The organism is Hymenobacter caeli (assembly GCF_013294115.1).
In the GTDB taxonomy this organism is placed as follows: domain Bacteria; phylum Bacteroidota; class Bacteroidia; order Cytophagales; family Hymenobacteraceae; genus Hymenobacter; species Hymenobacter caeli.
The window spans coordinates 53,317-68,783 of record NZ_JABSNP010000001.1 but is presented as its reverse complement, the minus strand read 5'-3'; the positions used below and the strand labels follow the sequence as shown (position 1 = coordinate 68,783).

Below are 15,467 nucleotides of genomic sequence, written 5' to 3'. Positions count from 1 at the left end.
GAGCTTGCCGAAGCATCTCTCCCGCTGACTAATTTGATTACTGCTGCGGGAGAGATGCTTCGGCAAGCGGACGCCAGATGAGCATGACGTTCTACTTGATTCAAATTAATATTTTTTACTTCTAGGCTACTACCTCCTTGTGGTCGGTTTTCACGCCGATGCAGTGGTAGGTGTAGCCCAGCTCCTTCAGCTCGGCGGCGTCGTAGATGTTGCGGCCGTCAAAAATGGCCTTCTGCTTGAGCAGGCGGCCGACGACCGCGAAGTTGGGCGAGCGGAAGTCGGGCCACTCCGTCACCACCAGCAGGGCGTCGGCATCGAGCAGCGTGTCGTACTCGTCCTTGGCGTAGGTGATGCGGTCGCCCAGGCTGTGCTTGGCTTCGGGCATGGCCACCGGGTCGTAGGCCGACACGGTGCAGCCGGCCTCGAGCAGCTTTTCGATAATAACCAGCGAGGGGGCCTCGCGCATGTCGTCGGTTTTGGGCTTGAAGGACAGGCCCCACACGGCAATTTTCAGGCCTTCCAGCTTGCCGTCGAAGTGGCGGCTGAGCTTGTCGTACAGCACCGATTTCTGGGCGTCGTTCACGCTTTCCACGGCCCGCAGCACTTGCATGTCGTAGCCGTTTTCCTGGGCCGTTTTGATAAGGGCCTTCACGTCTTTCGGGAAGCACGAGCCGCCGTAGCCGATGCCGGGGTAGATGAACTTGGTGCCGATGCGGGCGTCGGAGCCGATGCCGCGGCGCACCATGTTCACGTCGGCCCCCATGATTTCGCACAGGTTGGCGATGTCGTTCATGAACGAGATTTTCGTGGCCAGCATCGAGTTGGCCGCGTATTTCGTCATCTCCGCCGACGGGATGTCCATGAAAATGATGGGGTGGCCGTTGAGCAGGAACGGCTTGTAGAGGCGGCTCATCACCTCCTCGGCCCGCGCCGACGAGATGCCCACCACGATGCGGTCGGGCTTGAGGAAGTCGTCAATCGCGGCCCCTTCCTTCAAAAACTCGGGGTTGGAGGCCACGTCAAACGCCACGTCGGCCCCGCGCTTGTCCAGCGCCTTGGCAATTTCGGCGCTCACCTTGGAAGCCGTGCCCACCGGCACCGTGCTCTTCGTGACGACGACGCAGTACTGGTCGATGTTTTCGCCGATGCCCCGGGCCACGGCCAGCACGTACTTCAAGTCGGCGGAGCCGTCCTCGCCGGGCGGCGTGCCCACGGCGATGAACGCCACGTCGCACTCCTTGATGGCCTCGCCCAGGTTGGTCGAAAAGTGCAGCCGCCCCTTCTCCACGTTGCGGCTCACCATTTCCTCCAGCCCCGGCTCGTAAATCGGCAGGATGCCTTTGTGGAGGTTATCGATTTTTTTCTGGTCGATGTCGATGCAGGTCACGTCGATGCCCACTTCGGCAAAGCAAGTGCCCGTAACCAACCCGACATAGCCGGTCCCTACTACTGCAATTTTCATCTTTGTTAACGGTTGATTGTGTAATTATGAAGTGGTTTTATTATTATATTATTTAATTACTGATTGCTATGTATTGACGGCGGTGTCAGCAAAGCAGGCCCGCTTACGGAACAGTTGGTCTTTCAGGCATTAAGTAGGTTAACTTCTCTGCAAGCAAACGATTTAACCGCCAATAATCAAGTAATTAGCGCACTCAGGCCAGGTATTTTTTCCACCAGGTCTGAAACACGATGAGGGCCCAGATACGGGCGTGCACGTCGCCGGGATTGCGCGAGAAGAGCTGGGCTTTCAGCTTGCGGGTTTCTTCGACGTTGAAAATGCCCTGGCTTTCGATGAAGTCGTCGGCCAGCAGGTCGGTTTCGATGAGCGGGCGCAGCTCGTGGCGCATCCACTTCAGCAGCGGCACCTCGAAGCCGTGCTTGGGCCGGTCGTACAGCTCGGGCGGCAGCTCGGCGCGGAAGGCGTCCTGCACGATTTTCTTCTTCATGGCCCCGTCCACCTTGCTGCTCACGGGCAGCGAGAAGGCGAAGTTCACCACTTTATAGTCCAGGAACGGGGTGCGTACTTCCAGCGAGTTGGCCATGCTCATCATATCCACCTTCGCGAGCATGTCGTAGGGCAGCACTAGGCTCATGTCCGTCAGCAGCACCTCGTTGAGGTCGCCGTCGGCGTGCAGGTGCTCCAGGATGTCCTTGCGGCGCTTCTCGGCGGCTTTCTTGCCGATTTTCTGGCGGCTGGCGGGGCTGAGCAGGGCCCGGGCCTGCGGCTCGGAAGCGAAGGTGGCCCAGTTCCAGTACCGGTCCTTCACCCCCGACAGCATCCCGCGCGAGAAGCGCTGGAGCTGGCGCACCTTGTTGCCGAAGAAGCCGCTGCGCGACTTGGGCAGCGCGTCCCACAGGAAGTTCAGGCCCGTCACGGCCTCGGCCTTCACGCCGCCGGCCCGCACCCTGAACTCGCCCATGTGCTTGTTGTAGCCCCCGAACAGCTCGTCGGCCCCGTCGCCGCTCAGCGCCACCGTCACCTGCTGGCGGGTGCGCTGGCTGAGGATGTACACGGCTAGGGCCGAGGAGTCGGCAAACGGCTCGTCGAGGTAGTCCAGCATGTCGTGCAGGTGCTCGTACAAGTCGTTGTTGGTGAGCGAGAACACCGTGTGGTTGGTCTTGTGCCGGGCGGCCACCAGGTTGGCGTACTTGGTCTCGTCAAAAAACGGCTCGTCCTTGAAACCGATGCTGAACGTGCTTAGGTGCGGGGTGTGGCGGGCGGCCAGCGCCGTGATGACGCTCGAATCGATGCCGCCGCTCAGGAAGGCCCCCAGCGGCACGTCGGCCACCAGGCGGCGCTGCACGGCGTCGTCCATCAGCTCGACCAGCTTTTTCTGCTGCTGCGCGTAGCTGAGCTTGTTTTTGGCAACTTTCTTGGGGTCGTAGGGAATCTTGTACCAAGCCTTGCCCACCACCTTCTCGTCTTTCACGAACAGGTAATGACCCGGCAGCATTTTCTTCACGCCCTTGAAAATACTGGCCGGGCCGGGAATGTAGTTGAGCTGCAAGTACTGGCTCAGGGCCACGTAATCGAGCTTGCGCGGCACGCCCAGGGCCAGCAGCGACTTCATCTCCGAAGCGAAAAACAGCTGGTCTTCGTCGCGGTACACCAGCAGGGGCTTCACCCCGTACCGGTCGCGGGCAATGAAGAGCGAATTCTCCTCTTTGTCGTAGATGGCGAAGCCGAAAAAGCCGTTCAGCTTTTTAAGGAAACTGCGGCCTTCGGTGATGTAAAGCTGAAGAATGACTTCGGTATCGGTTTGGGAATGAAACTGACAGCCCTTCTTAATCAGCTTTTCGCGCAGCTCGCGGTAGTTGAATATTTCGCCGTTGAAGACGATGGTGTAGCGCCCGGCCGCGTCGGTCATCGGCTGGTTGCCATCGGCCGAGAGGTCGAGGATGGCCAGGCGGCGGAAGCCCAGCCCGCACTGGTCGTACAGGAAGTGCCCCTGCGAATCGGGGCCCCGGCGAACGATGGCATCGGTGGATGCTTGCAGGCGCGGCAGGGACTGGCGGCCGGCTTCAGAAAAGGCAAAAACTCCGGTAATTCCACACATAGGCTGCGGGCAAAAGTACGCACGGGGCCCGCTTGGGTTCGGCCGGCCGCGCAAAAAGCGTGGGCGCAACCCGCGCCCGGCGAAGGCAGTACACCCGGCAGTTTCCATCCCCTACTCTTTTCCCCATGAATTCCCCCACCACCCTCGACCAGCAATTTCAGGCCGCCGTGGAGCGCGTCAACAACCTGCCCGCCGACACCGCCCCCGCCCAGATGACCGACCTCTACGGCCTCTACAAGCAAGCCACCGCCGGCGACGTGGACATGAAGGGCGACGCCGTGGCCGCCGACCAGGCCACCGACGCCAGCGGCCCCGCCGGCCTCTCGCAGGGCCAGTGGGACTCGTGGAACAAGTACAAGGGCACGCCCCAGGACGAGGCCAAGCGCCAGTACGTGGCCCGCGCCGCCGAAGCCGCCGGGGGCCCCGCCGGGGCCGCCCCCGCCCAAACCATCCCCACCGACGGCCAGACCGGGGCCCCCAGCACCACCGACCACGGCGGCCTGCGCGGCGACCTCACAGAGGGAGCCCCGTATGGTGGGGAGGATAAGCTGAAAGACGCGCAGTAGGCCTCTGGGGAAGCCCGTTCAACGAAACCTCACCCCCTAGCCCCCTCTCCAAAAAAGAGGGGGGACTAGTTTTTAGTCTTAGGTTCTAAAAACTAGAGTTAGTCCCCCCTCTTTTTTGGAGAGGGGGCTAGGGGGTGAGGTTCCACCGAACGAAGCCTTGCCTAAAATATCTTCCCCGGGTTCATAATGCCGTGCGGGTCGAACACCTGTTTGATGCCGCGCATCAGGTTAAGGTTGGTTTCGGGCAGGGCGATGCCGATGTAGGGCTTCTGCACCAAACCGATGCCGTGCTCGCCGCTGATGGTGCCCCCGAGCTTCACGCAGAGGCGAAAGATTTCGCTGATGGGCTCGCGCAGGCCCACGTTCCACTGCTCGTCGGTAAGGTCGCCGCGGATGATGTTGACGTGCAGGTTGCCGTCGCCGGCGTGGCCGTAGCACACGGTCTTGAAGCCGTAGCGGGCCCCTATCTCCTTCACGCCGCTCAGTAGTACCGGCAGCTCGGCGCGGGGCACCACGGTGTCTTCTTCCTTGTATACCGAGTTGTAGCGCACCGAGTTGCCGATGTTGCGCCGGATGCGCCACAGCTCGTCTTTCTGGGCCGCCGTGTCGGCCAGCAGGATTTCGCCCACGTCGTAGCGCTCCAGCACCTCGTACACCTGCTCGGCTTCCTTGTAAAGCTGGTCCAAATCCTGGCCGTCCAGCTCGATGAGCAGGTGGGCCCGGATATCTTCGGGCAAGGTGAGCGGGATTTTGAGGTAGTCGGAGGACCAGGCAATGGCCTCGCGCTCCATGAACTCCATGCCCGAGGGCACGATGCCCGCCCGGAACACCGCCGACACCGCCTCCGCCGCCTGCGCCTCCTGGCGGAAGGGCACCAGCATCAGGATGTTCTGCTGCGGGTAGGGCAGCAGCCGAAATACTACTTTGGTGATGACGCCCAGCGTGCCCTCCGAGCCCACCATGAGCTGCGTGAGGTTGTAGCCGGTGGCGTTTTTGAGGGTGTTGGCCCCGGTCCAGATGATGTCGCCGGTGGGCAGCACCACCTGCAGGTTCAGCACGTAATCCTTGGTCACGCCGTACTTCACGGCCTTGGGGCCCCCGCTGCTCTGGCTCAGGTTGCCGCCCAAAAAGCACGAGCCCTTACTAGCCGGGTCGGGCGGGTAAAACAGGCCCACCTCTTTCACGGCGTTCTGGAAGGCTTCCGTCACCACGCCGGGCTCGACGGTGGCTTGCAGGTTGCGCTCGTCGATGTGCAGGATTTTATCGAACCGCGCCATGCGCAGCACCACGCCGTGGTGCACCGGCAGGGCCCCGCCGCTCAGGCCCGTGCCCGCCCCGCGCACCGTGACCGGCACCCGCGCCGCGTGGCAGAGGCGCATAATCTGGCTGATTTCTTCCGGGGTGCCGGGCGTCAGCACGGCGTCGGGGGCGAAGTGCAGGTCCTCGGTGTGGTCCTGGCCGTAGGCGGCGTACTCCGCGGCGGGCACGCGCTGGGCGGTGGCCACGTGGGCGGGCCCCACCACGGCTTCGAGCTGCACCAGCAGCGCGGGGGTGAGGGCTTGGTAGTCGGGCATGGCGAAACGGGAATGAGATTTTGCGGGCAATAGGTTGCTTGCTAGCAACAACCGGCGGGTACAAATTGTACCGGCGGGGCAAATATTCTGCCTTGAACGGCGAATAAAAGTATATTTGCCGCCGATGCGGAGGGAGATGACGAAGATACTGCTGTTGTTTTGGCTCGGGGCCGGGCTCGTACTGGGCGCTTGCAGCCGCAAGCTCAACTACCGCGACGGCCAGTACCGCTCGGCCCGCGACATGGTGCGCCTGCGCCACGGCAGCCGCCCCGCCGCCCGCCCCGCCTACAAAACCAAGGAGAAGTACAGCCCTGCCGGCGGCAGCGCCACCAAAGCCGTTACCCGGCGGCCCCTGCGCACCGGCAGCGCCACCGGCACGCTGGCCACGGTCATCGACGCGGCCCGCGCCTACCAGGGCACGCCCTACCTGTTTGGGGGCACCACGCGGCTGGGGCTCGACTGCTCGGGGCTGCTGCAGCTGGCCTTTGGCGAGGCCGGCGTCAGCATCCCGCGCTCGTCCAACGAGCAGGCCGTGTGGGGCACCCCCGTGGCGGCCCCCGACCTGCGCCCCGGCGATTTAATCTTCTTCGGGGCCTCGCCCGGCAGCCGCACCATCACCCACGTGGGCCTGGTGACGGTGGTGGACGGCGACGGCGTGGACTTCATCCACGCCTCCAGCTCGCTGGGCGTGGTCGAAAACAGCCTCGAATCCGACTATTATTTGAGCCGCTTTATCCGCGCGGTAAGGCCCCGTTTGTAAAACCTACCCCCTACCTTTGCCTGGCCTCTTAGTGTGGCCGGGGCGCTTTCATTTAATAATCTTCCCTTAATACACCTCCTCAACCTTCGCCTTTACCTTTGTCAAACCCTTTGCCCAGCCCAAATTTTTCACCAAATCTTTCTCTATGAACCTTTTACGTTTACGCCAACTGCTGCTACTGGCGCTGATGCTCTTCACGGCCCGCCTGGGCTGGAGCCAGGGCACTACCACGGCCGCCATGAACGGGGTAATTTCGGATAAAACCGGGATGGGCCTGCCCGGGGCCACGGTCATCGCCGTGCACACGCCCACCAACACCCAGTACGTGGTGCCGACCAACTCCGACGGCCGCTTCAACCTCCAGAACATGCGCGTGGGCGGCCCCTACACCGTGAAAATCAGCTTCGTGGGCTACCGCGACGTGCAGCGCGACGGCGTATTCCTGAGCCTGGGCCAAAACCTGCGCTTCGACGTGAAGCTCGACGACGCCGCCACCGAGCTGACCGAAGTGACCGTGAGCGGCCGCCGCGACCCGGTGATGAACGCCAGCCACACCGGGGCCAGCACCACGGTGCAGCGCGAGACCATCGAGCGCCTGCCCACCCTGAACCGCTCGCTCAACGACTTCACCCGCCTCACGCCCCAGGCCAACGGCCAGAGCTTCGGCGGCCGCAACAGCGGCTACAACAACCTCACCATCGACGGAGCTATCTTCAACAACGCCTTCGGCTTGTCGTCCACGGTGGGCGGCCAGGCCAGCGCCCAGCCGATTTCGCTCGATGCCATCGACCAGATTCAGGTGAGCATCGCCCCGTTCGACGTGCGCCAGGGCTCCTTTACCGGGGCCGGCATCAACGTCGTGACCCGCTCGGGCTCCAACAAATTCTCGGCTTCGGTGTACGATTTCTACCGCAACCAGCGCTACGTGGGCGACCAGGTGGGCAACGTGCACTCGCCCTACACCACCTTCAACCTCAACAACGTGGGTTTCCGCATCGGCGGGCCCATCATCAAGGATAAGGTGTTCTTTTTCCTGAACGCCGAGCGGGAGCGCCGCAACGACCCCCCCACCGGTAACTACACCGCCAACCCCGATGCCCGCACCACGCCCCCGTCGACCGGTACGGTTTCGTCGGCCCGGAGCGCCGACCTGGACTTCCTGAGCAACTTCCTGCAACAGCAGTACGGCTACAACCCCGGGCCCTACCAAAGCTTCAACCTGCGCTCGAACAGCGACAAGATTACGGCCCGCCTCGACTGGAACATCAGCCAGAACCACCGCTTCAACATCAAGTACAACTACCTGAAGTCGTTCGCTGACGTTCCCCCCAGCACCTCGGGGGCCATTGCCGGCCAACGCTCGCAGTCTTACTTCGGCCTGCCCTACCTGTCGTCGTACTACACCATCAACAACAACCTCAACTCGATTATCGCGGAGCTGAACAGCACCTTCGGCAACGGCAAGTACTCGAACAACCTCACCGGCGGCTACTCCGCTTTCCGCGACGTCCGCGAGAGCCTGGGCGGCAACCCCTTCCCGCTGGTCGATATTGGAACCAACTTCGGCCGCAGCGCCGCGGGGGCACAGCAAAACGGCATCACGGCCAGCAACTCGCTCACCTCTTTCGGCTTCGAGCCGTTCACGGCGTTCAACGTGCTGAACTCGGACGTGTACCAGATTGGCGACAACTTCACGGCCTACCTGGGCAAGCACAACGTGACGGTGGGCACTTACAACGAGTTCTACAAGTTCCGCAACGGCTTCGCCCCCAACTACTACGGCAACTACTCCTTCAACTCGCTGGAGGACTTCTATGCCTCGGCCGGTTATAATTACGACCGCACCACCAACCCCAACGCCCCCACGATAACGCCGCTCACCGGCACGCGCCCGGGCCCCGAGCGCTACAACCTGCAATACTCGGCGCTGCCGGGCGGGGCCTTCCCCTACGCCGACTTGAAAGCCGTGCAGCTGGGCCTGTACTTGCAGGACGAGTGGTCGCCGCTCAACAACCTGCGCGTGACCTACGGCGTACGCGCCGACTTGCCCTACGTGACCTCGGACCTGCAGCAGAACACCAACGCCGCCGCGTTGACGTTCCGCGACGGCGTGAAGATTAACACCAGCGAGCTGCCCAAGAAGTCGGTGCTCTTCTCGCCCCGCGTGGGCTTCAACTGGGACGTGAACGACGACCGCAAAACGCAGCTGCGTGGCGGCACGGGCATCTTCACCGGCCGTATTCCGTTCGTGTGGCTGTCCAACCAGGCCAGCAACAACGGCGTGCAGTTCGGCTCGTTCAGCACGGCGGGCTCGGTGCCCACCACCAACCCGGCCGGGGTTACCAACCCCAACGCTTCGATTTATCCCTTCAGCGCCGACCCGAACACCTACCGCCCGCAAAACGGCGCGGCCAACACGGCCTACAACCTGGCCGTGACCGACAAGGACTTTAAATTTCCGCAGGTGTGGCGCACCAACCTGGCCATCGACCAGGATTTGGGCAACGGCGTCATTGCCACCCTGGAAGGCTTCTATACGAAGGACATCAACTCGGTGTACCACCAGAACGTGAACCTGCCCGGCTCCGAAGCCAACCCGTTTGCCCGGGCTGCCGGGGCTGATAACCGGCCCATCTTCTACACGTTTGGGGCCGCGCAAACCGGTGCCGGCGCGGGCCTGGTGCAAACCACGGCCAACTACCGCATCTATTCGGGTGCCGGGGGCGCAACGGCTGCCAACCCCAACATCAGCGACGCCATCCTGATGAAGAACACCAACAAGGGCTATTCCTACGCCCTGACGGCGCAGCTGCAAAAGACCTTCAACAACGGGGTGTACGCCAGCGTGGCCTACACCTACTCCGACTCGCGCTCGGTGAACGACGGGGGCTCGATTGCCCAGTCCATCTGGCGCGACCGCTCGGTGTCGGGCGACCCGAATGCCGAAGCCCTGAGCTACTCGTCGTATTTGCAGCAGCACCGCATAATCGGTTCGCTCTCGTACCGCCACGAATACCTGGGCCACCTGGGCACCACGCTGTCGGCGTTCTTCCAGGGTGCTCCTAACTTCCGCTACTCGTATGTGTACGCCGGCGACATGAACGGTGACAGCCAGACCTCGAACGACCTGATGTACATCCCGCGCAACGCCAGCGAAATCAACCTGCGCCCCATCACGCTCACCGCGGCCCAGGGCGGCGGCACCTACACGGCAGCCCAGCAGTACACCGACCTGGACAACTTTATCAACCAGGACAAGTACCTGAGCAAGCACCGCGGCGAGTACGCCGAGCGCAACGGCGCGGTGGCCCCGTGGCTGAACACGCTCGACGTGCGCCTGCTCCAGGACATTTTCACCAACATCGGCACTAGCCGCAACACCTTGCAGTTCAGCATCGACATCTTCAACATCGGCAACTTGTTGAACAGCAACTGGGGCACGGTGCCCAACACTTTCCGTACCAACCCCCTGACGTTCGATGGCTATAATGCGGCTGGTCAGCCCGTGTTTGAGTACCGCTACTTCACCAACCCCACGCTGAACACCGATGCCAGCGTTACGCCGGGCGTGAAGCTGACCGATACGTTCCGTAACAACGTGAACGCCATCGGCTCGCGCTGGCAGGGCCAGGTGGGCCTGCGCTACCTCTTCAACTAAGCCTTTCGGCCCGCGTTGTCCCAAAGAGTGGGCGGAACTCTGGTTCCGCCCACTCTTTTTGTGGCTGATTAGTTGAGCGTTGGCGCGGGGCGGGCAAAAAAAGCGCGGCCGGCCCTTGCCCGTGCGGGCCGGGGCCTTACTTTTGCAGAACCAAAACGCAATTGGCGCGGCGGCCACCCACAAAAACGGGGGATTAGCTCAGTTGGCTAGAGCGCTTGCATGGCATGCAAGAGGTCATCGGTTCGACTCCGATATTCTCCACTTTCTCAAAGCCCTGCCCGTAACCGAGCAGGGCTTTTTTGTTTGGCGGTGGTCTAAAATGAGGTGGTCCGGCGAATTGCCCGCAGGGCTTCGTCGGGCCACTCTGGCGGTTGAACAGCAGCTCCGGGCTACCGTCAGAGTGGTCCGACGACCGAAAAAGTCGCCGGACCACCCCGTTTTAGACCACCGTCTTTTATTTTTACCGCGAACCATTTTTACCGCGAACCACTGGACCGCGACGCGCCCCTACGGCGCGGTGGGCAGCTGCCCGGCCCGGCAGGCCCGGCGGAAGCTGTGGAAATCTTCGCGCACCACCGCCTTGGCGGCCGTGGCGAAATGCAGCAGGCCGGGCAGCCAGTCGGCGGCCGCTTCGCCGAAGGCCATCAGCTCGTCGGGGCCGGCGGCGCCCTGGCGGCCCGCGGCCCGCAGGTGCGCCCAGGCCAGCAAGCGCCCAAACGTGGGCAAAGCGGCCCGGAAGCCCGCCGCGCCGTGGGTGAAATTGCTGAAGTCCAGCTTATCGGCCACCGGCTGCAAGGCCCGCAGCACAAACGGCTGGCCCGCCAGCGCCAGCGCCTGGAGCAGCGCGGGCGGCACGGCTTGCAGGCGCACCTGGGCGGCCACCACGCGGGCGGCCTCCGAGGGCCAGGCGGGCTGGGGCCCGGGGCAGTAAATGGCCGGGGCGGCCGGGGCGGCGGCTTTCAAATCGAGCAGCCGGGGCAGCTTGCCGGGACGCAGCGCCTCGGCCAGCACGGCGTAGCGCGGCACACCGAGGCTGCCCACCCCCGCAATGCGCCCGGCCACGTCGAGCAGGGGGCCGCAGGGCGGGTGGCCCTGGGCCTGCCGCCACGCCTCCAGCGCGTGCAGCACGGCCCGGTGCTCGGCCGGGGGCAGCGGCCGCAGGGTGGGGGCCTCGCGGGGGAGCAGGTGCCAGCCGCCGCGCCGGCTGGCGCGACCCGCCAGCAGCGCGCGCTGCCGCCGCTGCGCCACCGCCGTCAGCAAGTGTTGCACCACGCCCCGGGCCGTGGCCCGCTCCAGCTGGTAGGCCTTGCCGGCCGCGAGGGCCGCGGCGTAGGCCGCCACCAGCTCCTGGGCCAGCGCCTGCCGCGCGGCCGGGGGCAGGCCGAAGCGGGCCGCGGCCAGCAGCACGCTCACCACGAGGCGGCCCACGTCCCAGAGCACGGGCCCCAGCACGGCCTCGTCGAAGTCGTTGAGGTCGAAGTACACCAGCCGGTTGTCGCCCCGGAAGCTCCCGAAGTTCTCCACGTGGGCGTCGCCGCACAGCCAGGCCGCCGGACTGGCCCCCAGCAGGGGCTCGGCCCGGAACCGGGCGTAGTAGAGCGGGGCACTGCCCCGGAAAAACGCCAGCGCGTCCACCTGCATCCGGTGGTAGCGCAGGGCCAGCAGCTCGGGCACGCGCCCGGCGTCGTGGCGCTGGATGAACTCGGCAACGGACTCGATAATGGATTCGGTCACGGACTCGGTGATGGATTCGGTCATGGCGTGGCGGCAAGGGCTACGGAGCGCAAGCTACTGGCCGCACCTGGCGGCCACGTGAAGGCCCGCTCACCAGGCCTTCACCACAGAATGTACACTTTTGAATATTATTTTTTCATCTCCCGCCCGGCGGGGCTTTCATTCTTTTTAATGCGCTTCTTCTTCTTTGCCCTCCTGCTGGCCGGCCCCGTGGTGGGCCAGGCCCAACAAATGCCCGCCATGCCCGCCGCTCCGGCTATGCCGGCCCAAGCCATGCCGGCCGCCCCGGCTATGCCCACGCAGGCCGCCGGTACCGCCGCTGCGAAGGCCACCACCGCGGCCAAGACCAAAATGGCTCCCGTGTACAAAGCGGCCGCGCCCGAGCAGCGGGCCGAGCGCATGAGCCAGCAAATCAGCAAGCAGCTGGGCCTGGACGCCGCCACCACCGCCAAGGTGAAAGAGGCGGCCCTGGCGCGGGCCCAGAAAATCGACGCCATCCAAACCGGCACCGACACCAACAAGGCCAAAAACACGGCCCTCCAGGCCAACGCCCAGGACTTTAAAACGGCCCTTAAAGGCATTCTCACCCCCGAGCAATTCGCCAAGTACACCACCAAGGGGGCCAAAATGGCGGCCGAGTAGCATTTCCTTTTGATGCTGCCCCAGGTACCAAAAAAGCCCCGCGGAAGCGGGGCTTTTTGTTTTCCAGCGCGGGTAGTACCGGCCCTACACAAACAGGCCGTCCACCGACAAGTACCGCTCGCCGGTGTCGTAGCAGAAGGTGAGCACCCGGCTGCCCTGGGGCATGTCGGGCAGCTTTTTGGCGATGGCCGCCAGGCTGCCCCCCGACGAGACGCCGCAGAACAGGCCTTCTTCGCGGGCGGCGCGGCGGGCCATGTCGTAGGCCTCCGCCTGGGTGATTTGAATCACGCCGTCGAGGATGCTGGTGTGCAGGTTTTCGGGGATGAAGCCCGCGCCGATGCCCTGGATGGGGTGCGGCCCGGGGGCCCCGCCGCTGATAACGGGCGAGGCTTCGGGCTCCACGGCAAAGGTTTTCATGTGCGGGAACAGCGGCTTGAGGGCCTCCGTGACGCCCGTGATGTGGCCGCCGGTGCCCACGCCGGTGATGTGGAAGTCGAAGCCCTCGGGCGCGTCGCGCAGGATTTCCTGGGCCGTGATTTCGGCGTGGACGCGGATGTTGGCGGGGTTGGAAAACTGCATGGGCATCCAGGCCCCGGGCGTGGCCGCCACAATTTCGTGGGCCTTCTCGATGGCCCCTTTCATGCCTTTTTCGCGGGGCGTCAGCTCCAGGCCGGCCCCGTAGGCGGCCATCAGGCGGCGGCGCTCGATGCTCATGCTCTCGGGCATCACCAGGATGATTTTGTAGCCCTTCACGGCGGCCACCAGGGCCAGGCCCACCCCGGTGTTGCCGGAGGTAGGCTCCACGATGATGCTCTCGGGCGTGAGAATGCCGTCCTTCTCGGCCTGCTCAATCATGGCCAGCGCGATGCGGTCCTTGATGGAGCCGCCGGGGTTGCTGCGCTCCAGCTTCACGTACACTTCCACGTCGGGCCGGGTGGCGGCAAACAATTTATTGAGGCGCAGCAGCGGCGTGTTGCCGATGGTTTCGAGGATGTTATTAGCGGTCATTGGGTTGGATGGTTCAATTGTTGGGGGTTAAATTGTTGGCCGGGCAGCGATGCTTTTTGCATACTCAAATCTTCAAGCGCTCGTTCGTAAATTTTATGAGCGAGTTAATGGCTTTGGGCAGCCGTTGCAATTCTGCGTAAACCTGCGCATACTGCTCTGGCGTTACGAGGCCGCGTACCTTGGCTTTCTCGTTCCAATCCAAGGCTTCAAATAGGGAGCCACGGGCGATTCGGTAAAAGCGCACCTTGTCTTTCTTACCAAACCGGCCGAATCCTTCGGCAATGTTGGCCGAAACGCTATCAACGGCGCGAACAAACTGTTCGCCCACCGTGCGCTGGGCCAGTTGGTCCCAAGTCACTACTTGACGCCAAACCACATTGCTTAGCGCGAAGCTGATACGATAGGCCTCGATATCGCCCAGCTTCAGATACTTAGGGTCGAGTGGCGCATCACCAAACGACATCGATAAGTGTTCCAAAGTGCAGTTAGCTCAACAATTCAACCATGCAACAATCAAACAATTCGTGTGGCAGTTAGCTCAACAATTCAACAATTGAACAATTCGTGTGGCAGTTAGCTCAACAATTTAACCATGCAACAATTAAGCAATTAAATTGAAAACATGACCTCGTTGGCCGGGTCTTCGGAGCGGGAGATGTGGATTTGGGCGCGGTGGTACACCCGCGAGTGCGAGGGTACGCTTTCGGTGAGCCACACGTTGCCGCCGATGATGCTGCGGGTGCCCACCACCGTGCTGCCGCCCAGGATGGTGGCCCCGGCGTAAATCACGACGTAGTCTTCGATGGTGGGGTGGCGCTTGAGGCCCTGCAAGCCCTTCGCCACGCTGAGGGCCCCGAGCGTGACGCCCTGGTAAATCTGCACGTTGGCCCCGATTTCGGCCGTTTCGCCGATGACGATGCCCGTGCCGTGGTCGATGCAAAACGCCGGGCCGATGCGGGCCCCGGGGTGGATGTCGATGCCCGTGCGCTGGTGGGCGTGCTCGGCCAGCAGGCGCGGCAGGCGCGGCACGCCGCGCTGGTACAGGGCGTGGGCCAGCCGGTGCAGGGCCGTGGCGTAAAAGCCCGGGTAGGTGGCCACCACCTCGGTGCGGTCCTGGGCGGCGGGGTCGCCGGCCAGGATGGCGGCGGCGTCGCGCAGCAGGGCCTCGCGCAGCCGCGGCAGCTGGGCCGTGAACTCGGCGGCCAGCGCGGCAGCCGGCGCGGGCAGGCCCGGCACGGCGGCCAGCAAAGCCCCTAGCTCGGCCCGAAACACGTGCAGCTCGGCGGCTACGGCGTCGGCGTTGGGCAGGGGCCGGGCGGCCCGCTCGGGAAAGAGCAGCGCCAGCAGGCCGTCGGCCAGGGCGCAAAAGGCCGCGCCGGGCAAGGGGGCGGGCACCGCGGCGTGGGCCTGGGCCAAGTGGGCAGCAAAACCAGCAGAAGCAACGGACACGGCAGCGGCGAAAAAATGAGTAAAAGCGGGCAAAGCCGGCTGTTTTAACCCCGACGGCGGGGGAAGGTTTCGCCAGCGGCAACCGCTGGCCGGCGCGGGCCGTTAAGCCCGGTACTTTCCCGGCGCTGCCGGCCCGCCCTTTACCCCACCCCAACCCATGTCCGATACCACCATTACCAAAGTCGATTCGCGCCACTCGCCCAAGGGCCCCGAGGGCGAAAAATTCCTGGCCTCCGGCAAGCACGTGTCCATGCGCCTGTGGGAAAACGAGCAGCCCGGCGAGCCCAAGGCCCCCAGCGCCGCCGCCTACGAAACCGTGGGTTACGTGCTCGGCGGCAAAGCCGAGCTGCACCTGGCCGGCCAGGTAGTCATCCTGGAAGCCGGCAATTCCTGGGTGGTGCCCCAAGGGGCCGAGCACACCTACAACATCCTCGAAAGCTTCTCGGCCGTGGAGGCCACGTCGCCCCCTTCGCAAATGCACGGCGGCAAATAGTTACGGCAGCTTTGCCCGACCAA

General features: G+C 63.8%; 12 protein-coding genes and 1 tRNA gene. 6 read left to right on the top strand and 7 right to left on the bottom strand.

The window, feature by feature from the left end; translation table 11 throughout:
- Positions 1 to 121: 121 nt before the first annotated feature.
- Positions 122 to 1,462 carry a UDP-glucose dehydrogenase family protein gene (locus tag HNP98_RS00280; protein ID WP_173808044.1) on the bottom strand — a complete coding sequence of 447 codons (1,341 nt, stop codon included), beginning with the start codon at positions 1,460 to 1,462 and terminating at the stop codon, positions 122 to 124.
- Between the two features lie 193 nt (positions 1,463 to 1,655).
- Positions 1,656 to 3,560 carry an asparagine synthase (glutamine-hydrolyzing) gene (asnB, locus tag HNP98_RS00275; protein WP_173808043.1) on the bottom strand — a complete coding sequence of 635 codons (1,905 nt, stop codon included), beginning with the start codon at positions 3,558 to 3,560 and terminating at the stop codon, positions 1,656 to 1,658.
- A gap of 125 nt (positions 3,561 to 3,685) precedes the next feature.
- On the opposite strand from asnB, the gene HNP98_RS22130 reads away from it, so the two are divergent.
- On the top strand, positions 3,686 to 4,126 hold the full coding sequence (locus tag HNP98_RS22130; RefSeq protein ID WP_173808042.1) for an acyl-CoA-binding protein: 441 nt from the start codon (positions 3,686 to 3,688) through the stop codon (positions 4,124 to 4,126).
- A 161-nt stretch (positions 4,127 to 4,287) separates the two neighbouring features.
- Here the strand turns inward: HNP98_RS22130 and HNP98_RS00265 are convergent, their stop codons facing one another.
- Complete coding sequence (locus HNP98_RS00265; protein ID WP_173808041.1) at positions 4,288 to 5,700, bottom strand: FAD-binding oxidoreductase; 1,413 nt, start codon at positions 5,698 to 5,700, stop codon at positions 4,288 to 4,290.
- Positions 5,701 to 5,836: 136 nt separating this feature from the next.
- Here HNP98_RS00265 and HNP98_RS00260 point away from each other — a divergent pair, with 136 nt between their 5' ends.
- From HNP98_RS00260 to HNP98_RS00250, 3 genes are all read left to right on the top strand, one after another.
- Positions 5,837 to 6,460 carry a C40 family peptidase gene (locus HNP98_RS00260; protein WP_217425603.1) on the top strand — a complete coding sequence of 208 codons (624 nt, stop codon included), beginning with the start codon at positions 5,837 to 5,839 and terminating at the stop codon, positions 6,458 to 6,460.
- A gap of 145 nt (positions 6,461 to 6,605) precedes the next feature.
- Positions 6,606 to 10,118, top strand: coding sequence for a TonB-dependent receptor (locus HNP98_RS00255; RefSeq protein ID WP_173808038.1), 3,513 nt, complete (start codon positions 6,606 to 6,608; stop codon positions 10,116 to 10,118).
- A 187-nt stretch (positions 10,119 to 10,305) separates the two neighbouring features.
- A tRNA-Ala gene (locus tag HNP98_RS00250) sits at positions 10,306 to 10,379 on the top strand.
- A 246-nt stretch (positions 10,380 to 10,625) separates the two neighbouring features.
- Here the strand turns inward: HNP98_RS00250 and HNP98_RS00245 are convergent.
- A complete protein-coding gene (locus HNP98_RS00245) occupies positions 10,626 to 11,876 on the bottom strand; it encodes a DUF2252 family protein (RefSeq protein WP_173808036.1) in 1,251 nt (416 codons plus the stop codon).
- Between the two features lie 147 nt (positions 11,877 to 12,023).
- On the opposite strand from HNP98_RS00245, the gene HNP98_RS00240 reads away from it, so the two are divergent.
- The gene (locus HNP98_RS00240; protein WP_173808034.1) at positions 12,024 to 12,494 is read left to right on the top strand and encodes a hypothetical protein; all 471 of its coding nucleotides are present in this window, start codon (positions 12,024 to 12,026) and stop codon (positions 12,492 to 12,494) included.
- A gap of 84 nt (positions 12,495 to 12,578) precedes the next feature.
- Here the strand turns inward: HNP98_RS00240 and cysK are convergent, their stop codons facing one another.
- The 3 genes from cysK to HNP98_RS00225 all read right to left on the bottom strand — a co-directional run bounded on the left by cysK (position 12,579) and on the right by HNP98_RS00225 (position 14,951).
- Entirely contained in the window at positions 12,579 to 13,502 is a 924-nt protein-coding gene (gene cysK / locus HNP98_RS00235) for a cysteine synthase A (protein ID WP_173808033.1), read from the bottom strand.
- 64 nt (positions 13,503 to 13,566) lie between these two features.
- Complete coding sequence (locus HNP98_RS00230; RefSeq protein ID WP_246274898.1) at positions 13,567 to 13,980, bottom strand: four helix bundle protein; 414 nt, start codon at positions 13,978 to 13,980, stop codon at positions 13,567 to 13,569.
- 131 nt (positions 13,981 to 14,111) lie between these two features.
- On the bottom strand, positions 14,112 to 14,951 hold the full coding sequence (locus HNP98_RS00225; protein ID WP_173808031.1) for a serine O-acetyltransferase: 840 nt from the start codon (positions 14,949 to 14,951) through the stop codon (positions 14,112 to 14,114).
- 157 nt (positions 14,952 to 15,108) lie between these two features.
- Between HNP98_RS00225 and HNP98_RS00220 the strand changes: the two genes are divergently transcribed.
- A complete protein-coding gene (locus tag HNP98_RS00220) occupies positions 15,109 to 15,444 on the top strand; it encodes a cupin domain-containing protein (protein WP_173808030.1) in 336 nt (111 codons plus the stop codon).
- The last annotated feature ends 23 nt before the right edge of the window (positions 15,445 to 15,467 follow it).